At 39.5% G+C, this 20,894-nt stretch carries 22 protein-coding genes and 1 pseudogene; 16 read left to right on the forward strand and 7 right to left on the reverse strand.

The features are described 5' to 3' along the window. Positions 1-22: 22 nt before the first annotated feature. Both AC1DEF_RS05065 and AC1DEF_RS05070 read right to left on the reverse strand, forming a co-directional pair. Entirely contained in the window at positions 23-1,198 is a 1,176-nt protein-coding gene (locus AC1DEF_RS05065) for a hypothetical protein (RefSeq protein WP_097823174.1), read from the reverse strand. 164 nt (positions 1,199-1,362) lie between these two features. Beyond that, positions 1,363-1,587, reverse strand: coding sequence for a YczF family membrane protein (locus AC1DEF_RS05070; RefSeq protein WP_097823173.1), 225 nt, complete (start codon positions 1,585-1,587; stop codon positions 1,363-1,365). A 313-nt stretch (positions 1,588-1,900) separates the two neighbouring features. Between AC1DEF_RS05070 and AC1DEF_RS05075 the strand changes: the two are divergent. Further along, positions 1,901-2,227 (forward strand): annotated as a pseudogene (locus AC1DEF_RS05075) (GerAB/ArcD/ProY family transporter); the annotation flags it as partial. Between the two features lie 28 nt (positions 2,228-2,255). On the opposite strand, the gene AC1DEF_RS05080 reads toward AC1DEF_RS05075, so the two are convergent. After that, positions 2,256-3,665 carry a polysaccharide deacetylase family protein gene (locus tag AC1DEF_RS05080; protein ID WP_097823172.1) on the reverse strand — a complete coding sequence of 470 codons (1,410 nt, stop codon included), beginning with the start codon at positions 3,663-3,665 and terminating at the stop codon, positions 2,256-2,258. Between the two features lie 158 nt (positions 3,666-3,823). Between AC1DEF_RS05080 and AC1DEF_RS05085 the strand changes: the two genes are divergently transcribed. From AC1DEF_RS05085 to AC1DEF_RS05095, 3 genes are all read left to right on the forward strand, one after another. Further along, positions 3,824-4,324 carry an RNA polymerase sigma factor gene (locus AC1DEF_RS05085; RefSeq protein WP_043978734.1) on the forward strand — a complete coding sequence of 167 codons (501 nt, stop codon included), beginning with the start codon at positions 3,824-3,826 and terminating at the stop codon, positions 4,322-4,324. Next, positions 4,321-5,184, forward strand: a complete 864-nt coding sequence (rsiV, locus tag AC1DEF_RS05090) for an anti-sigma-V factor RsiV (RefSeq protein WP_043978433.1) — start codon at positions 4,321-4,323, stop codon at positions 5,182-5,184. The genes AC1DEF_RS05085 and rsiV overlap by 4 nt, the downstream gene beginning before the upstream one ends. A gap of 196 nt (positions 5,185-5,380) precedes the next feature. Beyond that, entirely contained in the window at positions 5,381-5,914 is a 534-nt protein-coding gene (locus tag AC1DEF_RS05095; protein WP_013084563.1) for an HTH-type transcriptional regulator Hpr, read from the forward strand. 40 nt (positions 5,915-5,954) lie between these two features. Here AC1DEF_RS05095 and AC1DEF_RS05100 read toward each other — a convergent pair whose 3' ends face one another. Continuing rightward, positions 5,955-7,244, reverse strand: a complete 1,290-nt coding sequence (locus AC1DEF_RS05100) for a globin-coupled sensor protein (protein ID WP_097823170.1) — start codon at positions 7,242-7,244, stop codon at positions 5,955-5,957. 185 nt (positions 7,245-7,429) lie between these two features. Between AC1DEF_RS05100 and AC1DEF_RS05105 the strand changes: the two genes are divergently transcribed. The 8 genes from AC1DEF_RS05105 (at position 7,430) to AC1DEF_RS05140 (ending at position 15,068) form a co-directional block, all read left to right on the forward strand. Then, positions 7,430-8,104, forward strand: coding sequence for a C40 family peptidase (locus AC1DEF_RS05105; RefSeq protein ID WP_097823169.1), 675 nt, complete (start codon positions 7,430-7,432; stop codon positions 8,102-8,104). Positions 8,105-8,350: 246 nt separating this feature from the next. Next, positions 8,351-8,698, forward strand: coding sequence for a DUF2642 domain-containing protein (locus AC1DEF_RS05110; RefSeq protein ID WP_097823168.1), 348 nt, complete (start codon positions 8,351-8,353; stop codon positions 8,696-8,698). 18 nt (positions 8,699-8,716) lie between these two features. After that, entirely contained in the window at positions 8,717-8,917 is a 201-nt protein-coding gene (locus AC1DEF_RS05115) for a hypothetical protein (RefSeq protein ID WP_097823167.1), read from the forward strand. 2 nt (positions 8,918-8,919) lie between these two features. Continuing rightward, complete coding sequence (locus tag AC1DEF_RS05120) at positions 8,920-10,446, forward strand: glycosyltransferase family 2 protein (protein WP_097823166.1); 1,527 nt, start codon at positions 8,920-8,922, stop codon at positions 10,444-10,446. Continuing rightward, a complete protein-coding gene (locus AC1DEF_RS05125; RefSeq protein ID WP_097823165.1) occupies positions 10,439-11,662 on the forward strand; it encodes a nucleotide sugar dehydrogenase in 1,224 nt (407 codons plus the stop codon). Before AC1DEF_RS05120 ends, AC1DEF_RS05125 begins: the two co-directional genes overlap by 8 nt. 44 nt (positions 11,663-11,706) lie before the next feature. Beyond that, positions 11,707-13,128, forward strand: a complete 1,422-nt coding sequence (locus AC1DEF_RS05130; RefSeq protein WP_097823164.1) for a glycosyltransferase family 2 protein — start codon at positions 11,707-11,709, stop codon at positions 13,126-13,128. A gap of 160 nt (positions 13,129-13,288) precedes the next feature. Then, on the forward strand, positions 13,289-13,684 hold the full coding sequence (locus tag AC1DEF_RS05135) for a DoxX family protein (RefSeq protein ID WP_097823163.1): 396 nt from the start codon (positions 13,289-13,291) through the stop codon (positions 13,682-13,684). A 169-nt stretch (positions 13,685-13,853) separates the two neighbouring features. Next, entirely contained in the window at positions 13,854-15,068 is a 1,215-nt protein-coding gene (locus tag AC1DEF_RS05140) for a cytochrome P450 (protein WP_043978453.1), read from the forward strand. Positions 15,069-15,091: 23 nt separating this feature from the next. Here AC1DEF_RS05140 and AC1DEF_RS05145 read toward each other — a convergent pair whose 3' ends face one another. Then, a complete protein-coding gene (locus AC1DEF_RS05145; protein WP_013084552.1) occupies positions 15,092-15,460 on the reverse strand; it encodes a winged helix-turn-helix transcriptional regulator in 369 nt (122 codons plus the stop codon). Positions 15,461-15,702: 242 nt separating this feature from the next. Between AC1DEF_RS05145 and AC1DEF_RS05150 the strand changes: the two genes are divergently transcribed. The 4 genes from AC1DEF_RS05150 to AC1DEF_RS05165 all read left to right on the forward strand — a co-directional run bounded on the left by AC1DEF_RS05150 (position 15,703) and on the right by AC1DEF_RS05165 (position 19,690). Next, positions 15,703-16,218, forward strand: a complete 516-nt coding sequence (locus AC1DEF_RS05150; protein ID WP_043978456.1) for an enoyl-CoA hydratase/isomerase family protein — start codon at positions 15,703-15,705, stop codon at positions 16,216-16,218. Between the two features lie 139 nt (positions 16,219-16,357). Then, on the forward strand, positions 16,358-16,483 hold the full coding sequence (locus AC1DEF_RS05155) for a hypothetical protein (RefSeq protein WP_016765178.1): 126 nt from the start codon (positions 16,358-16,360) through the stop codon (positions 16,481-16,483). 244 nt (positions 16,484-16,727) lie between these two features. Next, entirely contained in the window at positions 16,728-19,046 is a 2,319-nt protein-coding gene (gene helD, locus AC1DEF_RS05160; protein WP_043978457.1) for an RNA polymerase recycling motor HelD, read from the forward strand. Positions 19,047-19,276: 230 nt separating this feature from the next. Beyond that, a complete protein-coding gene (locus AC1DEF_RS05165; protein WP_368484538.1) occupies positions 19,277-19,690 on the forward strand; it encodes a lysostaphin resistance A-like protein in 414 nt (137 codons plus the stop codon). A gap of 101 nt (positions 19,691-19,791) precedes the next feature. On the opposite strand, the gene comJ is transcribed toward AC1DEF_RS05165, so the two are convergent. Beyond that, positions 19,792-20,199: a competence protein ComJ gene (gene comJ / locus AC1DEF_RS05170; RefSeq protein WP_097823162.1), complete on the reverse strand. Its 408-nt coding sequence runs from the start codon at positions 20,197-20,199 to the stop codon at positions 19,792-19,794. Between the two features lie 35 nt (positions 20,200-20,234). Further along, complete coding sequence (locus AC1DEF_RS05175; protein ID WP_223269005.1) at positions 20,235-20,609, reverse strand: NucA/NucB deoxyribonuclease domain-containing protein; 375 nt, start codon at positions 20,607-20,609, stop codon at positions 20,235-20,237. Positions 20,610-20,894: the final 285 nt, after the last annotated feature.

The raw sequence follows: 20,894 nt of genomic DNA on the forward strand, positions 1-20,894 counted from the left end.
CGGGTTTTTTATGTACTCGTTTTTAGCTATCTAGTGTTGTGTCTTCATTTTTACGTCGGCGGAGCCTCCATAGTGTGATAAGAGCAACCAGTGTAAGAACAATACCGCTGCCGAGCAGGATATGACTCACTGTTTTATCCTGCTTTTTTTGGCCTTGCTCAAAATATTTCTTGTACATTGCCACCGCAGCTTTATTTTGCTTGTATTTTCTGGGAACGCTCACTTCTTTTCCGAGTTTCCAGCCGTCTTTATAAGCTTTTTGCTGTAAAGATTTCACATCTTTATTCGAATAAAAACCTGCTTTGTACCATTTTTCTAGCTCGGGCTTGTCCTGAAGACTTTTAGGCGCTCTATAGGTCTGATAAGTGAAAGCTGAGTCGTATCCGTCTGCTTTTACGTCTTTTTGCTTTTGTTTCTGTCCTTTTTCATATCCTTGCTCAAAGGCTGTTTGCAATTCGCCTTCTGCTTCTGCAGGTACTTCTAATGAAAGGACGTGATAGCCTTGTACGTAGCCCTGCTTTTCAAACTGCTTTTTTTGCTGCTTCAGCACTTCGGCTTGAGCGGTTTCAAAGCCTTCTGTAAAAGCCTGACGTGTGACATCCTCATCATCATACATGCTCGGAACACTCATTGAATCATTTTCAAGACCTCGGTCATAGCCTTCTTTTTTTGCTTTAACAGATAAGTCCATTAAAGAAATAGCTTTTTTGTAGCCTTGAACATACCCTTTATTCCAGTCGGATGACTTAGAAGGAAAAGGGTCGATTTCTGACTGAATAGTAGCATGTTTGTAATCAAGGACGCCTTGCTGATAGCCTTCCTCTTCGCCGGCAGCCATTTCATTTTCTTGTTCAGTCTTGAGTTCTTCCTCTTTTTGCTGCTGTCCTTTTTTATATCCTACCGTATACCCCATCATAAACCACGTGAATTCTTCAGAAGATTTGTCCAGTCCTGTTGTTTGATCAAACTGTTCGAATTTTTTCTGTGCGTATCCATCTTCTTCTCCAAGCGAATAGCCTTCTTGATAGAGGGAGTCAAAAATTGCTTTTACATCTTCAGTTGTATCCACGTCTGTTGACTGGTCCAAAACGTCGGAAGAGGAGTCCGGGGAATCGGGAGTAGCATAAGAAGGGATGGGATCACTTGCAAGAATAAGTAAGCAAGCTGTACTAATAACGGCTAATTTTTTTTTCATCATTTCTTCACCTTTTAGTTCAAAGTCAATGTTTATTTTGTAGTTTAAGCGTACAGCTTTCCATGTAGAAAGGCGTGTAAAAGTTTTTCCAATTATGAAAATTATAACATTTAAATGAGAAGGAGAATAGGTGGTAAAAAGGAGAAATATGTGTTTTTTACAGAGTTTTATTTTTGTCGCTGTTTTGCTTTTTTCACTTTAAATGAACGATAAAATACTTCAGCTACAAAACAGAACAAAAGGACAAATAGTTCAGCGAACTCCATAACCCGAAACGGACTATAGGCATTTTGCACGGCCATGGAAAAACTAAATCCTTGTATCATATCCACTCCGATAGAAAATCCCATTAAGCATCCTAACAGCAAAGCTGATATCCAAACGATTTTCATACGTCTCACTCTCCGTTTTTGTTTTTTTTCTTGAAAACATTCTACCGATAGTTTTTGTTATTTTTTTTGTCTTACGCTTTGATTGCTCTATTAAAAATTGCATACAAAGCATTTATTTGGAAAAAGCTAAAAAAAGAAAAGAAAGGTGTTTTTAATCGTGCCTTCTTTATTTAAAAATAAAAAAAGCAAAGACAATACAAAGGAAACAGAAGGTTCGGCGTCAGAGGAACAAGCGACAGTCCTTTATTTGTAATGAATGTGATGCTGATGCTGTTAATTATTTATACGGTGCACAAAGGATTTGAAGTAATAGCTAGAACGGCTGGACGTGTTTTTTATGATTGCATTAGTCATCGGAGGATTTGTTAAAATCAGCGTCTTTTTTTACGCCGTGATTGTTGGACTTTCCACACTGTTTAAGGTGAAACGACCTTCTGCGCTGACATATCCTGTGGGCACGGTGATTTTATTTTTTTCTTTGACGATTGCAAGTAATTTTCAAGAGCATTTAAAAGAAGGGCTAACGATTATGCCGGTGTTGCTTTTTATCCCTTTTCACGTAGTGATTCCGTTTACGCTGCTCTGTATAGCATTTATTAAACATCGCATGAAAAAAACAAACGCGCTGCAGCCATCCTAATGGCTGCAGCGCGTTCGTCTGCTATCTGCTACTGCACATGCAGCTGCTCCCGCTCTTTTTTTACTTGTTCTAGCTGTGAAATCGTAACAAGCTGATACCCTTGTGCGTGAAGCTGCTTCATAATTTCAACCGCTGCTTCGGCGCTTGTTTGGTAAATATCATGCATTAAAATAACTTTTCCGTCTCCGACTTGGCTCATAACCGCTTGAACGGAGTGAGGAACGTTTCTATATTTCCAGTCTTCGGGATCGATATCCCATAGAGTCACGCCAACATTTCCGATATAACGTCTTACATTTGCGTTGACGGCTCCATAAGGAGGGCGTACGTGCAGTGGTTCATAGCCGCTCACTTGTTTAATGAGCGCTTGGGTATCGCCTATTTGGTGTTTGACCTGGGCTTCGTTCAAACGTGTGAGCTGAGGATGATCCCAAGAGTGATTTCCAACTTCGTTGCCTTCCTTGACCATACGTTCGATTATTTCAGGATAATATTGAACGCGGCTTCCTAACACAAAAAAGGTAGCGTGCCCGTTCACTTCTTTTAATCCATCTAAAATCACATTGGTAGATGCAGGGTTAGGTCCGTCATCAAAGGTCATCGCAACGACTTTTTTAGTTGGATCAATAGGCGCTCCTTGCTGCGGCATTTCGTTAACGATATGTTTTGGAGGCGTTTCCTTGACTTTATTTTTATTTGCTGCTTCGTCTTTGTAAGCATCGCTCAGCACGTCTTTAAATAAATCTTTTTGGATAGCGATTGTTTTGGTTTTTGTTTGTTCAGCACCTAGCTGATAAGGCTTAAAATAGATCACAATACTGTTTTCAAGCAGCGCAAACTGACTGAAATTTTGATTAGCTGCCTGAGTTCCTTTTTGAAGGTCCGGGTCAAAATCAGCTGTTTTCATTTGTTTTTTTAATTCAGCATATGAAATAGCCGAAAGGCGATCTAAATAGTTTGCATTTTCTTTAAATAAATTCTTTAACGTCATTTGTTTTTGAGCAGGCAGGTCAAAGGTAAAGGTTTTGAGAGAAGACGTTCCTTTCTCTCCATTTACAGATTCATATTCATCAAAGACAACGCTTAGCGTTTGCTTGCTGTAATGGACGATTTTATATGTAATCGTTAATTCAGATTTTTTCTTTTTTGACTGCTTCTTTAGCTTTTTTTCATAGTGTGCCACTTGATCTGTTACGTAAGCTTGAATAGATTGATCGATTTCTTTTTTACCAAAGGAAGGGTAGCTAATAGCATAGCCTCCGTCGGTAAGGTCTTTCACTAGCGTTTGAATTTCAACGTTTGGATAGGTTTGATCTGTTTGAATACTTGCCGTTTTTTTCTCTGTACTGTTTGCTTTGACGATATACCCTGCTGTACCAAGAAACAAAATACAGCATCCAAGCAGTGTCAAAATACGTTTGTAGCCCATGGTTTTCATGTGGTAATATTCCCCTTTTTATATAAATCTACCTAATAGACGCATGAGACCATCATTTAGTTTTACTTTTTTTAAAAAAAACCAAACTATTTTTCTACTCATTCCGTCTACCTTATAGATGTACTTCAGCAAGAGAAAATAGAAGGGTATGAAAGATGATGAAAAAACATGATGCACATCAGATGCTCGTAGCGTGCATAACCGAGCATAAAGAGGATTTTTACCGGCTTGCTTTCAGCTATGTAAAAAATCAAGAAGATGCGCTTGATATTATGCAAGAATCGATTAAAAAAGCACTCATTTCAATAGACACTATCAAGGATATTCAATCGATTAAAAGCTGGCTTTATAAAATTGTTGTACGAACAGCAATCGATTTCCTGCGCAAGCATAAACGTTTAACGCTTATGGACGATGAAGCGCTTGAGTACTTGAGCAGCGGACGTGAAGACCAGTATGAAGATATCGATTTAAAGCAAGCAATGGATCACCTGCCGGTTAAATATAAAACCATTATTATTCTGCGGTTTTTCGAAGATTTAAAAATGGACGAAATTGCGGAAATCATTGAGGAAAATGTAAACACGGTAAAGACAAGGCTCTATAGAGGGTTGAACCTGTTGCGGATTAAGATGACGGAGGAGGACTTAGAACAATGAATGAAAAAATAGAAAAGTTAAAGAAGCAGTATCATGACATTCCTATTCCTGAGGAATTAGATGATGTTGTTGCAAAGGCACTTTCTTCACATCCTCGTAAAAAGAAATCCTATATTTGGCCGAGCGCAATTGCCGCAGCAGCGGTTATTTTTATCACAACGGTGAATGTGAGTCCAGACGCGGCAAATGCAATGGCGAAAATTCCTGTAATTGGAAAAGTGGTAGAAGTGATCACATTTGATGAACTAAAGCAAGAAGAAAAGCATTCTCGTATTGACGTGAAAACACCATCGATTTCAGGCTTGGAAAACAAAGGTCTTCAAACAAGCTTGAATGAAAAGTATATAAAAGAAAACGAGCAGCTGTATGAACAGTTTAAAAAAGAGATGAAAACATTACAAAAAGGAGAGAAAGGAAACGTGGCTGTCAGCAGCGGCTATGATATTATGACGGATACCGATGATTTGCTTGTGGTTCATCGATATGTGGAAGAATCGAGAGCTTCAACGTCGAGCGTCAATCAGTACGACACGATTGATAAAAAACATGAAGTGCTCGTCACGCTTCCAAGTTTGTTCAAAGATAAAAGCTATATAAAGGTCATTAGTGAAAATATTAAACAGCAAATGAAAGATCAAATGAAACATGAAGAAGGCAAAATCTACTGGCTGACTGAAGAAGATATGGATCCTTTTAAAGAGATTGCTGAGAATCAAAGCTTCTACATTACGAAAGATCACAAGCTTAGAATTGTATTTGATAAATATAAAGTCGCCCCAGGATATATGGGAAACGTTGAGTTTGAAATTCCAACGGACGTTATTTCAAACCTTCTGGTTGGTAAACGGTATATTCATTAAAAAACAGGTGTGAACGCTGAACGTTCACGCCTGTTTTTTTACATAAAGAAACGTTTAAATTTATTTTTATGCAAAATAAGTTGAAATATATAAGCAATCATGTATAATATTTTGTATATATTTTCATCCTTTTTGTTTATAAAGTCTTACGGGAAAATGATGTGAACGGTTGCATTTCTAGAGAGGAAGTGAAGAGGTGAAACGCACGTTAAATCAAGATACGATTAAAGATGCCATGCTGTTTAATCAGCTTGTGATGCAAGTAAGCAAAGCTCTTTGGAAGTCTACTGAAAAGGATTGGGAGCAGTGGGTTAAGCCGTACGATCTGAGCATTAATGAGCATCACATTTTGGGGATTGCTTATCAGCTGGAAATTGCATCGATGACTGACATTTCAAAGCTAGGCGTCATGCATTTATCCACAGCTTTTAACTTTGCAAAAAAATTGCACTTGCGGGGCTATCTTACCCTTTCTAAAAATGAGAAAGATAAGCGGAATACATACGTACAGCTCACAGAAGAAGGAAAAAAGATGTTTTTAAAAACGCTCGAGGATTATAATCCTCTTGAAAATCCTTTGTTTCAAGGAGCAATGCCGCTTCGAGATGTTTACGGAGAGCTGCCTGACTTTGTTGAGCTGACGGCTCTGATTCGAAGCATATACGGAGAAGATTTTGTCCAGTTTATCGAACGTTCTTCTCAAGAGCCCGCTGCTAGCTTGAAAAAATAAAAAAGCCTTCTTGTGCAAGCTGAGAAGGCTTTTTTGCATATCAACTTTTTTCAGTTAACCGTTCAAGTTCTTCTGAGGAATGGGCCATCTTCTCAATTCGCAGAGACAGTTGCTTCATTACATCCGCTATTTTTTCAAGCTCTTTTTTGGTTAGCACGGTTTGCTGTTTGTTCTCGGTTGTTATGCTAAGAACGTTCGTGAAAAAAGAAGTAATGTTGTTCATATTGTCAGCCGTATCTTTTGTTAATGTAGCGACTTCTCCGCCTAGCGCCGAGACGCTTTCGATTTGTTTTTGAATGTCTCCGATAAAAGTGGAAATATTAGCAATAGATTTCTTCGTTTCTTCTGCAAGCTTCCGTACTTCCTGTGCCACCACTGCAAATCCTTTTCCATGCTCGCCCGCTCGAGCAGACTCAATCGAAGCGTTTAATGCTAATAAATTCGTTTGCTCCGCAATAGAAGTAACAATCGAAACGATTTGATGAATTTGCTGTGATGTATGTTCGAGCGTTTTCATTTTGTTTTGAATGAGCGACGTATTTTTTTGTATGCTTCCCAGCATGTTTTGTTCTTCTTTTAATTTTGCTTGACTCGTAACGGATTCTTTCTCAATGACTTCTGCTAGTTCAGAGCTTTTGTTTGCATAAGAAACGACGTCAGAGGACTGGTTGTGCATTTGATTCATAAATGTCTTCGTTTCTTCAGATAGCGAAGAAAGGATAGATGATGTACGAGAGATTTCTAGCTGAATTTTCTCTTTTTGAGTCTGAAGTCCAGCGCGCTGCTCGTCATATTCAAGCTCATAGGCTTTTAACACAATTTGCTGTTCTAGACTAATAAGCTTTGTCATACTTGCAATAAAAGCCAGACATTCTTCTTTTGATTCCATCCTACGTTCACATACTGAAAGAAGCGACGTAAATAAATTTTGAAATGCGCACAAATACCAGTTTGGCTCAAGTCCAATTTTAACGTGCATCTTGGAAATTTTTTGACGTTTTACCACAAAAGCATCATCTATTTGTCCATCAAACATTTCTAAAATATGCCGCTTTAACGTTTGTTTTAATGCATGGACGCTGCTGTTCTTTTCGATAATCGCAACCAAATGGGCCTGTTCACCAATAGCTTTGTAAAAATCGTTCACGATCTCTTCGATGGCATTCAGCGCGTGAACTTGAAATCTGGCAATCCGTTCGAGATCCTCTGCTGTTAAGGAAATCATGTTAATCTGCTTTTTTATCATCGGGTCCGATACATGAAGCTTTACAGTGATGGATTCGACAGCGGCTGCTTCGGCGTGCGCTTTGTTTCGTTTAAACCAATTCATGTTTATCACCTTTATTTGCTAGAATAGTTGTTTTTCTCTTCTTCTTATATTTCGGCGTTTTACATCCAAGAGTTGAGGCTGTTTAAGAAGATTGTTATCAAATTGTTATCTTCTATTAATTGAATTGTTATCCGCAGATGGTATGGTTGTACGGTGCTTAAAACATGATTCGGGGAGGAAACGAAATGAAAAAAATGCTATCGGCGCTTCTTGTAGGAGGAGCTTTATTTGCAAGTCCGGCAATGGGACACGCTGCGTTTGGCGACACGGTTTTAAAACAAGGGATGACAAATGATGATGTTGAACAAGTTAAAACGGTGTTAAAAGATAAAGGATTTTTAAAAGGCGAAGTATCGCGTTATTTTAATTATGAAACGAAAAAAGCGGTTATGGCTTTTCAAGAGAAACATAACCTAGAAGCAGATGGAGTTGTTGGAGAGAATACATACAATGCATTAGGTAAAGGCGGCGTTGTAGAAGGCGAATCGGAAGTGAATACGGATAAAGTAATCAGCAAAGCAAAATCCTTAATGGGCACGCCGTACAAATGGGGCGGCACTACACCTTCAGGATTTGACTGCAGCGGATATCTTCAGTATGTATATAAAGAAAGCGTAGGCGTTGATATTCCCAGAAAGGTTGAAGATATCTATAAAGCAGGTGAAAATGTAAGTGAACCGCAGGTAGGAGATCTTGTGTTCTTTGAAACGTACAAAGAAGGTCCTTCTCATGCAGGCATTTATCTTGGAGACGGAAAATTTATTAACGCATCGTCTTCTAAAGGCGTGACAATTAGCGATAAAAATTCAAGCTATTGGAAAGAGCGCTATATAGGAGCAAAGCGTATTGCAGCTAACTGATTTATCATTTAATAAATAAAAAAGGCAAAGCCTGAGGGCTTTGTCTTTTTTATATTGGTTTCAGTAGGTAGGGGATTATCCTATACAAAATGGGCTAGTCAAGTGCGTATTTGTATGGAAATACGACAAAAGTTCTGTCACCTTTCTGATACAGCTTGTATATATTGATAAAGTAATCTCTCAGGTTGCGTCAATTGTTGTAGGTAATTTGAAGGGATAGCAGTATAAAAAGGAGGAACAAACTTTATGTTTTTTTGTTGTTACCGTCGCTATGTAGAAAGGATAAGACATCTGTTGTTTTCCAATCGATTTGCTGAATTTATTCAGGAAAACACAAAAAAAGCAGTAGAAGACGTTGTTTATTCCGACACGTTTAAAGAATATGTGATCAGTATTATTAAAGAAGCTCAAGAATCACCTTTTAAAGAAATTGCTAAGCAGTATATCGGACAAGAAGTTGTAATTGAAACAACGGCTGGTCCGCTTGAGGGCGTCGTGACGTTTGTTGGGGATAACTATTTAGAATTGATAGAGTCTTCCACATCAACGGTATTACTGCCATTTACAAGCATTGTCACTATTCAAAGTGCTTAAACGAAAGGAGAGAAAAGTATGTTTCAAGATGCATTAAGAGAAAATGTGGGTTCATTTGTGCAAATTATCACAGCTATTGACGTTATTAATGGAACACTGCTTGCTGTTACGGACGCAGCGGCTGTTGTGCGTACATCAAGCTCATATGGTGAGCCAACGGACGTAACAATTCCACTAGTAGCCATTACGTATGTTCGAATTTTTAACGGAGTTGAGTGAGTTTGAAAGTATCAGTGATTATTCCAGCCTGTAACGAAGCCGATTCTTTGTTACCTGTTATTAAAGAAGTTCAGAAAATGAAGCCGTTTGAGATTATTGTCGTCGTAAATGGATCTAGTGACGCAACTAAGGCAATAGCCAAGGATGCAGGCTGCCGCGTCATTTATTATGAGGAAGCTCTTGGCATTAATATCGGAAGAGCCATTGGGGCTAAAAAAGCAAAAGGAGACATTTTGCTTTTTTTGGACGGAGATATCGCGGTTCCTCATCAAGAGCTGATAAAATATACGCAAGCTATAGAAACCGGTCATGATATCGCCTTGAATAACCTTACGTGGATTATGAAACGAAAGGTGCATCCTCATCCTGTTTCTGTTGCAAAATATATGCTGAACTTGTGCTTACAGCGCGAAGATTTATCCGTTCAAGCATTAACAGCCATTCCTCATGCCATAAAAAAAACATCGGCTGCTGAAATTGGATATGAGAATTTAGCTCATCCCCCGCTCGCTCAAACGATTGCTCTTTTAAAAGGAATGTCAATCGTTGCACCGTGTTCTTCAGACGTTATTTATACAAATAAGATTAGAACCACCCACAAAACAATTCCTACCAATTCACCTTTTCCTATTTCCACTAATTATATTATTGGAGACCACATTAAAGCGTTAGCTCATCTTATCGAAGAAAAAGGCATAAGAGGAGGACTAACAGACGGCGATCGAAACCGAGAAGTTGTTTCCGCTTACACACCAAGCGTGAAGCGGAAAGCAGGCGTTAAGTACAGTGCTGTTATTCCAGTAGGTGAAGAAAAAGAAACGATTGCAAGCGTGATTCAAGAAGTGAAAAAAGCCGGAGTGGAAGAAATCATCGTGGTTGCCAACGGGGCAGACGAAGTGACGGTTAAGCGAGCAATTGAAGCGGGTGCTACTGTTCTTCATTACAAGCAGCGGCTTGGACATAATGTACCTCGAGCAATCGGTGCGATGTACAGCAGCGGTGAAGTTTGCTTGTTCATAGATGGAGACATTGTGATTTCCGCGGAAGATTTACGGCGGTATTTAGAAGCAGCTGAACAAGGCATTGATGTAGCGCTTAATAATTTAGAGTGTCTGCTTGACGAAGTGCATCCTATTCACTCGGTAAGTACTGCCAAATATTTTCTGAACCTTGTCTGTAAACGTCCTGATTTAACAATTAATACAACAACGGCTATTCCCCATGCCATTAAACGAGATGTAATGGAGAAAGTAGGCTACGAATCTCTTATTATTCCGCCTTTATTTCAATTAAAAAGTATTATGTACGGCTTTAATGTCCAGCCTGTTCATTTTGTGGATGTGGCGCGAACAAATCGGATTCGAAAAGAGCATATGAAAGTCAAAGGTCTAGCAGCATCAACTCAGCGAATTTTAGGAGATTATGTAGAGGCCATGGCGTACTATATTAGCCAAACTAGCGAAAGAGGCGAATTTCTTCCCGACATACGAAGACATGATCTTTTGTTTGAGGTGTTGAAGAATGAATAAAAAAGTTGCCGTTATTGGTCTAGGGTATGTGGGACTGCCGCTTGCTCTTTTGTTTGCTAAGAAAAACTACACCGTGATTGGACTTGATATTGACGTCCGGAAAATTGAAGCGCTAAAACAAGGGGAAAGCTATATTCCAGATGTACGTAATGATGTGATTCAAAGAGAGAAAAACTTTCAAGCATATGAATTAAAAAAAGGTATTTCCGCATTTCAAGCATGCGATTATGTAGTGGTGACCGTGCCAACTCCTATTACAGAGAATCATAATCCGGACTTAGGACCCGTTATTAGCGCATCTACGTTTTTGAAAGAACATATGGTAAAAGGACAAACCGTTATTTATGAAAGCTCTACCTATCCAGGCACGCTTGAAGAAGTTGTTTTACCTATTTTAAAGGAGTCTGATTTGCAAGCGGGAGTTGATTTTTATTTAGCTTACTCTCCAGAACGAGTCGATCCAGCAAACAAGTCGTACGACATTGAGTATATTCCAAAAGTGATTAGCGGCTACAGCAAAGACTGCCTTTATCACGTGCAGACGTTTTATAAAAGTATTTTTCAGCAAGTCGTACCTGTTTCTTCTCCAAAAGTAGCGGAAATGTGCAAGCTGTTTGAAAACATTCAGCGTCTTGTCAATATTTCGTTGGTGAATGAAACAAATGAACTGTGTGAGGAATTAGGGATTGATTTTCATGAGGTCTTACAGGCGGCATCTACTAAGCCGTTTGGGTTCACGCCGTATTATCCAGGTCCCGGAATTGGAGGACATTGCATACCCGTTGATCCGCTTTATTTTTTATGGAAACTAAAGCAAAATGGGTTAACAAGCGAACTTATTGAAGCTGCTCATCATATTAATGAAGAAATGCCGAATAAAGTAATTAAACGTGTTGAAAAGCAGCTCGCAGCAAATGAGAAACGCGTGTTTGTTGTGGGCATGGCGTATAAAAAAGACGTAAATGATATGCGTGAATCGCCGGCGCTGACGGTATGTGAAGGTCTTTTAACAAAAGGATATGAGCTGACGTATCATGACCCTTACATTGACTCCGCTATATTAAATAAGCAAACGTATTTCTCAGTCCCGCTGACAAAAGAAGAAGTTAAAAAAAGCGATGTTGTACTTGTGTTAACCGATCACAGTCAAATCGACTGGTCGATTGTAAAATACGCAAAAAAAGTTGTGGATACAAGAGGTATTTTAAATGAATGAAGCCGCTGAATTGTTCAGTGGTTCTTTTTTTAGGGGGGATATCAATGAAAACTCTTTCTGTCGTGCTGCCCGTTTACAATGAAGAAGAAACGCTAAAAACTGTGCTTAAGCAAATTAAAAAAGTAAACGTGCTTGAGATTATTGTGGTCGCAAATGGCTGTACAGATGCTTCAGTAAAAATAGCGAAAGAAGAAGGGTGCACGGTAAAAGTAATAAAAAAGCGTATGTCTCCACATGAAGCGAGAATGGAAGGAGCAAAGACTGCCAAAGGAGATGCCGTCTTGTTTGTAGACGGAGACATTATTCTTTCGGCTTCCGAGCTTGAGCGTTTTGTTCAGCCTTTGTTATTTGGACATAGCGATGTTGTGCTAAACAAGTGGGGGAAAATGAAAATGAATGCTTTTAACCGCAGCGAGCTGATGTGGAGTAGGGTTTTGCATCATGCGATTGGGAAGCCTCACCACGCCAACGCTTATTTAAAAGCGCCTTACGGGGTACAGTTAAGCGTGTTGAAGAACTACTGGGAGCTGCCGCCTCTTTCGTTATTTGTGACATTTTTAACACAATACCGCGTAAGTATGTCTATGTCGATTGAAACACAGGGGAAAGGAAACTTTCGTCCATTTGATCGCCCGCTGCGCACCAAAGAGCGAATTCAATCCTACCAGCAGCTTCTTCAAACATACTATACGCTTGCATCAAATCGTAAAGGGCGAGTGGATATACTTACGCAGCCCATTTCAGTTGTTGAGCACGGCTGGGGGAAATTATCTTCTTTTTATGGAGGAAAACAGCTGTCTGTTATTATTCCAGTTTGCAACGAAGAACAAACAATCAAACAAGTGATTGCAGAAGCAAGAAAACTTGAGCCGTTAGAAATCATTGTCGTGATTAACGGTTCCACTGATCAGTCGGAGGCTTATGCCAAAGAACAGGGTGTCAAAACCCTCGTCTACGATGAGCGGTTAGGGCATGACTGCGGAAGAGCTGCGGGGGCCCTTGCAGCAACGGGAGATATTCTTCTCTTTATAGACGGGGATTTTGTTCTTTCAGCTCAAGAGTTGTATCCGTTTGCTTCAGCGGTAGCGAGCGGCTTTGATGTAGCTTTAAACGTATGTGAAGATGAAGCGAAGCTCACGCATGTTGTGCAGGGGTGGAAGTACGTATTGAACGAGACAATAGGAAGAAAAGATTTATTAATGAGCTCCATGACTGCTGTTCCTCATGCCATAAGTAGAGAGTGCCTGGAGAAAATTAAGCCCGAATCTCTTGCTGTACCGCCTTTTGCCCAAATAAAAGCCATCATAGAAGGTTTTCATGTGCAGGCCGTTCACCATGTTGATGTAAATAAATTTAACCGATTTCGATATTCTGAACACCTATTATTAAAGAGCCATTCTGCTACAGCAGAACTCATTATTCAGGATCATATTTTTGCATTTCTCTCGTATCTTCAGCGCGACTGAGTAGGGAGTGTGGGTGGGTGCTCACTTACAAAAGAAACGTTTAAGATAAGGAAAGAAATTTGCTGATATCTTGTTTTTCTGTTCTAACCCCTTGAATTTGTTCACAGTTGTAACTAAAATTGTTACATGTGCAGACAAAAGTAAAAAAGGAGGAAAAGAAATGAAAAGCTATCAGCTTGGAACGTTTTTACTTCGTCTTATGTTAGGGCTAACGTTTTTTATTCATGGCCTTGGCAAATTCCAAAGTGGTATTGATAATACGGTCGGTTTTTTCCACAGCATGGGCATTCCTGCGTTTTTCGCTTATGCGGTTGCGGTTATTGAATTCGTAGGGGGAGCCGCTATGATTCTTGGATTTCAAACGCGTTTAATCGGTGTCTTGTTTGCGGTTGTGATGATTGGCGCTATTTTTACAGCGAAAAGCGGTGCTGGTTTTACAGGCGGCTATGAGCTTGAGGTTGCCCTTTTTGTCGTTTCGCTTCATATGATTCTAGCAGGAAGCGGCGCGTACGCGTTAGACAACCGATTACAAAAACCAGAAGAACATTATTCTTAAAAAGGTAGGCGCTATGCGCCTACCCTTTTTTGTAAAAAATATCCTTCTATCGATTCATTTTTACTAAAATATACAGCTATCATTTTTAAGAAAATTCGTATATATGGTACTATTTGGTCATAGATGACTACATAGTCATTCTATTTGAACGATACGGGGAGGTTTTAACATGAAAACCGAAAGAGAAAACGGAATTGTCCGTCAAGTGAATACAATTCAAACAAAAGAAGAGCGCTTTAATCCTTTTTCATGGTATGAAGAGATGAGAAACACCGCGCCTGTGCAATGGGATGAAGAAAGGCAGGTATGGGATGTTTTTCACTATGACGGGGTCAAAGAAGTGCTAGAACAAAAGAATATTTTTTCTTCTGATCGAAGACCTCCACAAAACCAAAGACAAACTGCTCTAGGAACGAGTCTAATTAATATTGATCCGCCTAAGCATGCTGAAATGAGAGCACTTGTTAATAAAGCTTTTACGCCTAAAGCAATGAAAGCATGGGAGCCTAAAATTGCGCGTATTACAGCTGAATTATTACAAGAAGTTGAGCATCTTGAAGATATTGATATAGTCGAGCATCTGTCCTATCCGCTTCCGGTTATGGTAATTGCCGATATTTTAGGCGTGCCGATAGAAGATCAGCGTCAGTTTAAAGATTGGTCCGATATTATCGTAGCCGGTCCTTCTAATAATGAACGTGAAACGCTCGAAAAATTGCAGCAAGAGAAAATGAAAGCAAATGATGAGCTAGAAACTTATTTTTATCGAATCATTGAAGAAAAACGCACGCGTCCAGGAGATGATATTATCTCCGTGCTTCTTCAGGCAAAAGAAGAAGGGAAACAGCTAACGGATGAAGAAATCGTCGGTTTTTCTATTTTGCTGCTGATTGCTGGAAACGAAACAACCACAAATTTAATTTCAAATACGATTTATTGTTTAATGGAAGATAAAGCTTCTTTTGAACGACTCAAACGAGAGAAAGAACTTTTGCCTTCTGCGATTGAAGAAGTTCTTCGCTATCGTTCACCCGTTCAGGCTCTTCACCGAATCGTAAAAGAAGATGTGACTCTTGCAGGCAAGAAACTAAAAGCGGGCGAACACGTGGTTCCATGGATGGGATCTGCGCATCGAGACGCGGAGTATTTTGAAGACCCGGATGTATTTAAAATCGATCGAAAGCCAAATGTGCACATGGCATTTGGAAGAGGCATTCATTTTTGCTTAGGAGCACCCCTTGCTCGAATAGAAGCAAAAATTATGCTGGCCGAGCTGATTGACCGCTATCCGCAGATGGACTGGAGCCCGTCATTTGAGTTAAAGCCGATTGAAAGCACGTTTGTGTACGGATTAAAAGAATTATTGATTCGTAAACATGTATAAAAAAAGCACGCTTTGCGTGCTTTTTACTCTTTCTCTGCTTGAATTCTCGCTTCAGCAATTTTATCGGTATGATCATATCCCCATTTAAACATCAGCTCGATAATAGGGATGAGCGTTTCTCCAAAGGGTGTTAAATAATATTCTACTTTAGGCGGAACTTGTTTATAGACTTCGCGGTGGATAATTCCGTCGCGCTCGAGTTCGCGAAGCTGCAGCGTGAGCATTCGCTGCGTCACGCCAGGAATGAGTCTGCGCAGTTCATTAAAGCGCCGGCGTTCCTTCGATAATTGATACAAAATGACGCTTTTCCATTTGCCTCCGACTACATCAACGGCTGCTTCCACAGGGCAAGAATAGCCGTGAGGCTCCCATTTTGTTAAGTCGTATTTCATAGTGATTACTCCTTTTATCAGTGAGTTCAGCTGCATTTGTGCTGTTTATACTATAGCACGTCTTATTTGATAAAAAAATGGAAATGATTCAGGGGATTATTGACGGAAAATTAAAAAAGTAATGGAAATAATTATGAGTTTGTTGTATGATGAAACTATGAAAATAACTTTTCTATCAAAAAGCGAAATATTTTGAAAGCGCTTTATTTATAAAGAACAACAGGGGAAAGGGCGGAGGAACGATGAAAAGGTTTATCAAAGTAGAAAAAAGAAATCATGTGGCGGTTGTACGAATGAATCAGTCAATGCTTAATCGTTTGAACAGTGAAGTCATGTATGAGCTGCAAGAAACGATGAATGAGCTGCAGCACGATGGGTCGGTTGGATCTATTGTATTTATGGGAGAGTACTATAAAATGAACGGAGATCATAGAACAACCTCTTTCCTACGTGAAGAAACAGGAAGGCTTTATCAGCCAATTCATGCAGTAGCAGCTCGAGCGATTTTTCAGCGTATTTCATGCAGCTCCAAACAAACGATTGCGCTTCTTACAAACTTTACGTTTGGCGGAGGATATGAGTTAGCTTTAGCATGCGATGTACGAATTGCGGAAGAACCTGTGCAGCTCAAGTTAACAAACGGCATGACCGTTAGTGCGCAAGAAGCGTGCAACATGGGCAAAGTGCAGCACGTTGTGCAAAAAGGAAAAGGATTAGAATATTCACTTACGCTGAACGCATTAGAAAAGGAAGCTTAAAAAACGCTTTCACTTTATAAAAATAAAGTGAAAGCGTTTTTATTTTATTTTGTTGATAAAAAAGTATTGAAAATTCTGAAAAAAGGAGTAGAATGATAACAAATCTACTTATTTTAAATAAGCAAAGGAGCTGGTATCAATGCCATTCATTTTTAAAGAAGCGGTAGTCGGATTGTTTACAGCGGCAGCAGCAGGTTTACTGGCGTTTCAAGGGGTAGAAGTGGTGTCAGCCATCATTCATCTGCTAACTTTTTGGAAACAGTAATAGCTAATAAGTAGAGGAACGACCTATGAAGATAAGGGGCTTGAGACTTTCTCAGCCCTTTTTGTTGTGGAGTTCATTATTTTTCAGTATACTAACGGTGGAAATTAAGACATAATATGGTTACATAGCAGGGATTTACGAACTCAGTAGGGAAGTATGTAGACTCTGAAAAAAATAAACAACGATCGCTTTTACCCGGTAACAAGTTTTGTTATCGGGTAACGTGTGTAAGGGGTGTGGATAAGTGAAAGACAAAAATTTAACAGAAGAACAGCAGCGAGTTGATTGGGTAGTAGAAGAAATCAGCCAAAAAGCTGAAAAAATAGGTAAAAGCGTAGGAAACGTAAAAGGCGAAATTGTCGATTTGCGAAGCACGTTTTGGGACGATGTTACGGTTAATATGGATGAGCCAGATGACGTGATTGAGACATTTACGAGCATTAAGCAGCAGGCAGAACTTTTAGCTGAACGTGAAATTACCCATAGACAAGCGTATGATCAATTAAAAACATTAAAAAAATTAACGCAATCCCCTTATTTTGGACGTTTTGATTTTATAGAAAATGGTGAAAAAGAAGCAGAAGCTATTTATGTGGGCGTGGGCTCTTTAATGGATCAAAAAGATGAAGAGTTTTTAATTTATGATTGGCGTGCGCCTATTTCGAGTCTTTATTATGATTATTCACCGGGAAAAGCGCAGTACGAAACGCCAGGTGAAGCGATTAAAGGCGAGATGAAGCTAAAGCGTCAGTTTATTATCGAAAATAGCGTAATTAAAAGCATGTTTGATACAGGGATTACCATTCGCGACGAGCTGCTTCAAGAAGTGCTCGGACACAATGCAAGCAGTCAAATGAAAAGTATTGTAGCGACCATTCAAAAAGAACAAAACCAAATTATTCGAAATGAAAAAAATAAAGTGCTGATCGTTCAAGGAGTAGCAGGGAGCGGTAAAACGTCTGCGGCTCTTCAGCGCGTGGCTTATCTTCTCTATCATCACCGAAAGCAGCTGACTGCAGAAAACATGATGCTGTTTTCACCAAATCCGCTTTTTAACAGCTACGTCTCAACCGTTCTTCCGGAGCTTGGAGAAGACAATATGAAACAAACAACGTTTCAGCAATATGCCGATGGCCGGTTAGGAAACGAGTTTGAAGTGGAGGACTTGTTCGTTCAAATCGAATATTTGCTAACGGAAAAAGATGCTGCGGCAAAAAAGCAAAAAATGCAGGAAATTCGCTACAAAGCAAGCCGTGAATTTAAAAAGCAGGTAGATGCGTATATTGAAGAACTGTCTACTAAAGACATCATTTTTAAAAACATTAAGTTTCGCGGCGAAATTGTTTTATCTGCTCGGCGTTTGCTGTCTTATTTCTATTCGCTTGATACGGGAATTTCCATTCCTAACAGGATGCAGCTCGTAGCCGAGTGGGCGCTTAAACTCATTAATCAGCTTGAAAAACTTGAGCGCAAAAAAGATTGGGTTCAAGAAGAAATTCAGCTCTTAGAAAAAGAAGATTATGTAGAGGCCTATCAGCATCTGCAGAAAAAGGAAGGCTATACGGAAAGCTCATTTGATGATTTCGACCGGGAACAAGCGTATTTAGCCAAGGCCGTTGTAGCTAAGAAAATGAAATTTATTAAGCAGGCGATCAAGCAGCTTAAATTTATCGACATTCGACGTATCTATATGCAGCTGTTTGAAAGGAGTCACCTTTTTCTACATGTAGAAGGATGGGAAGACACTGCTAAAAACACGGTGCAAAGAGTCATGAACATGAAGCTGTCTTATGAAGACGTAACGCCTTACTTATATATAAAAGATCAAATTGAAGGGCGCAAAGCTAATCCTGTCATTCGCTATTTGTTTATTGATGAAGCACAGGACTATTCACCGTTTCAGCTGGCGTTTTTAAAAGAGCTGTTTCCGCATGCCAGAATGACGCTGCTTGGAGACTTGAATCAAGCGATCTATGCGCACGCCTTGAACGCACCGACCATTCTTTCAAGCGAACTGTACGAAGAGAAAGAAGCAGAAACGCTGACTCTTACGAGAAGCTACCGATCAACGCGTCAAATTGTCGAGTTTTCAAGAGATATGGTGGCAAATGGCCATTTAATCGAGCCGTTTAATCGAGACGGTGCGAAGCCAACCGTTACGGCTGCAGATAACGTCCAAGACCTGCATGAGGCAATCATACACAAAATTAATGAATTGAAGCAGCAAAACTATAAAACGATTGCCGTTATTGCCAAAACAGCTGAGGAAAGTCTTCAGGCATTCCAAGCACTTCCTGAAGCGATGTCTGCAAGGCTGCTGACAAAAGAAACAAGTTCATTTGAAAAAGGCATGCTTGTTCTGCCAGCTTACTTAGCAAAAGGAATTGAATTTGATGCCGTCATCATTTACAATGCGTCGAGTGAATGTTACCAAGATGAATACGAGCGTAATTTATTTTATACGGCATGCACAAGAGCGATGCATGAGCTGCACCTATTCTCGCTTGGTGAAATCAGCCCGTTTATATCGAATAAAGAAACTTATGAATATCAAGCACAATAAAAAGAAGACGGCCAGTGTTTTGATTATCTGAGAAAGTAACAGTAGGATTAGTAAAGGAAATCGAGGATGAAATCGCAAAGGTTTTATCCTCGATTTTTTGTTTTTATGGATGGATTCAGCTTATTCTCATTGCTTAAATAAAAATTGTTTGGTTAAATTTCCGCTACTATAAAACGAATCAGAAGGTATTTCTTTTTGCATCATTATCAGACTGGCAGAAACATATAGTGATGCCATATCATTCGATTAAGCTAACGTACTTTTTAATGTTTGGTCTGATTGGTTCGGCTACAATCTTTGTACCGTTACTGTTCGTTGAAGATATAAGCTATACAAAATCATTCGTCATATACGGTATAGTATTCTCCGTTATAAACGCTATCTTAGAAGAGTTGCTTTGGAGAGGGATCATGTTATCTCATTTAAAGAGTAATCTTCCCACTTTTTATGCTGTTTTCATTACGAGTATTGGATTCGGTCTTTTGCACATATCAATAGGAATTCCTGTAATCATGAGTTTACTTTTTTCTCTTGGTGGGCTTTTCTATGCATTTGTCGTTTTAAAGACGAAAAGCATATACCCAGCCATAGTTTTTCATTTTATTATTAATTTAGGTATGGTTTTTAACGGATGGATATTTTAGCATCTTGCACCAAAAAGCTCAGAGCTATATATCGCTCTGAGCTTTTATGAGTTATTACTGTTGTATATTACCTGAACTGTTTACAGTAGGCTGCCTGCTTTTTATTGACTTTCAAAATGCAGCAAATACTTCACTAGATAAAGGCCTGAGTTTGTTTTTTCTTGAAGAGGAATAGTCAGGGATGTGACGTAATAATACCCGTTTGGAATGTCATAGCTTAAGGTTTCAGATAGGACGCTTTTAATTTCGATCCCATCGCTTTCGACGTGAAAAGGAAGGCGAGTGGTCTTTTCAGCCTTTGATGCGTCTGGAGTTTCGTTTACCCATACTTCAATAATGGCTTTGGTGTTTGATACGGCTTCAAATGAAATAGCTTTATCGTCTGCGACATATCCTTTTTGAATATCTTCATCGCTCCAGTCGTGATGGGGCTTTGGCTGTCCTTTTTGAAACAGCGTAAACTGATGATAAGACATGGTTAGCTCTTGTTCTTTCCATTTTGTTTTCATGATTTCACCTCTTCAAAGTAAAGCTTGTTCTGCTATTATTGAACGATAAATTGTACGCGTGTACCATCTGGATACTGTTCTAACTGATTTCCAACCCATGAGCCGGCTCCGCGGTTATCAGAAGGTGAAATATAGCGAATGTCAGCTCCTGCTCCGCCTTCTTCGCACATAGCCATTGGCCATTCATCACGGTCATAACCTGTTTTTGTCGGATATCCTTTCAGGGATTCTTCTCGGTTCGCTTCAGCACCGTCGCGATCAATTGTACAAACGGAAGAGTGCCCAGCGGCAATCGCGTCACGAATATGATCACCCGTTTCAGGATATCGGTCTAACGGAAAATAAAGTGTCGCATCATAATTTACTTCAGCTTCCGTTTTTTCAGGAGCTAAAAAAGCCGCATGCCCCATAAACCCTAGAATACATGCCATGATAATGAATAGACTTGCCATTAATTTTTTCCCGTATGTAGCCATCTCAAACCTCCAGTGTAAGTCGTTTTTACAGCTTAACTATACTGTCAGATTGCTAAGTTTAGATTACAGGACAATAAATACGTTGTAAACAAGTATTAACATTTATGTTAAACTTCCTTTACTTGACATCATACCCTAATAGGTATAAAGTTGTGTATACATTTACTTCTTGCGTACAGCTTAAAAGCAAGAAGCGCAATCATGCATGAGCGGAGGTAG

It is taken from the genome of Priestia sp. 10L35 (assembly GCF_056395685.1).

What these genes read in the sequence shown, in the direction of transcription:
- rsiV (WP_043978433.1), top strand. Translation starts at nt 4,321, where the DNA reads ATGAATGAAAAAATAGAAAAGTTAAAGAAGCAGTATCATGACATTCCT.
- AC1DEF_RS05110 (WP_097823168.1), top strand. Translation starts at nt 8,351, where the DNA reads ATGTTTTTTTGTTGTTACCGTCGCTATGTAGAAAGGATAAGACATCTG.
- AC1DEF_RS05155 (WP_016765178.1), top strand. Translation starts at nt 16,358, where the DNA reads ATGCCATTCATTTTTAAAGAAGCGGTAGTCGGATTGTTTACAGCGGCA.
- AC1DEF_RS05165 (WP_368484538.1), top strand. Translation starts at nt 19,277, where the DNA reads ATGCCATATCATTCGATTAAGCTAACGTACTTTTTAATGTTTGGTCTG.
- AC1DEF_RS05085 (WP_043978734.1), top strand. Translation starts at nt 3,824, where the DNA reads ATGAAAAAACATGATGCACATCAGATGCTCGTAGCGTGCATAACCGAG.
- AC1DEF_RS05140 (WP_043978453.1), top strand. Translation starts at nt 13,854, where the DNA reads ATGAAAACCGAAAGAGAAAACGGAATTGTCCGTCAAGTGAATACAATT.
- comJ (WP_097823162.1), bottom strand. Translation starts at nt 20,199, where the DNA reads ATGAAAACAAAATGGAAAGAACAAGAGCTAACCATGTCTTATCATCAG.
- AC1DEF_RS05100 (WP_097823170.1), bottom strand. Translation starts at nt 7,244, where the DNA reads ATGAATTGGTTTAAACGAAACAAAGCGCACGCCGAAGCAGCCGCTGTC.
- AC1DEF_RS05080 (WP_097823172.1), bottom strand. Translation starts at nt 3,665, where the DNA reads ATGAAAACCATGGGCTACAAACGTATTTTGACACTGCTTGGATGCTGT.
- AC1DEF_RS05115 (WP_097823167.1), top strand. Translation starts at nt 8,717, where the DNA reads ATGTTTCAAGATGCATTAAGAGAAAATGTGGGTTCATTTGTGCAAATT.
- AC1DEF_RS05145 (WP_013084552.1), bottom strand. Translation starts at nt 15,460, where the DNA reads ATGAAATACGACTTAACAAAATGGGAGCCTCACGGCTATTCTTGCCCT.
- AC1DEF_RS05070 (WP_097823173.1), bottom strand. Translation starts at nt 1,587, where the DNA reads ATGAAAATCGTTTGGATATCAGCTTTGCTGTTAGGATGCTTAATGGGA.
- AC1DEF_RS05125 (WP_097823165.1), top strand. Translation starts at nt 10,439, where the DNA reads ATGAATAAAAAAGTTGCCGTTATTGGTCTAGGGTATGTGGGACTGCCG.
- AC1DEF_RS05130 (WP_097823164.1), top strand. Translation starts at nt 11,707, where the DNA reads ATGAAAACTCTTTCTGTCGTGCTGCCCGTTTACAATGAAGAAGAAACG.
- AC1DEF_RS05105 (WP_097823169.1), top strand. Translation starts at nt 7,430, where the DNA reads ATGAAAAAAATGCTATCGGCGCTTCTTGTAGGAGGAGCTTTATTTGCA.
- AC1DEF_RS05135 (WP_097823163.1), top strand. Translation starts at nt 13,289, where the DNA reads ATGAAAAGCTATCAGCTTGGAACGTTTTTACTTCGTCTTATGTTAGGG.
- AC1DEF_RS05065 (WP_097823174.1), bottom strand. Translation starts at nt 1,198, where the DNA reads ATGATGAAAAAAAAATTAGCCGTTATTAGTACAGCTTGCTTACTTATT.
- AC1DEF_RS05150 (WP_043978456.1), top strand. Translation starts at nt 15,703, where the DNA reads ATGAAAAGGTTTATCAAAGTAGAAAAAAGAAATCATGTGGCGGTTGTA.
- AC1DEF_RS05175 (WP_223269005.1), bottom strand. Translation starts at nt 20,609, where the DNA reads ATGGGGCATGCGGCTTTTTTAGCTCCTGAAAAAACGGAAGCTGAAGTA.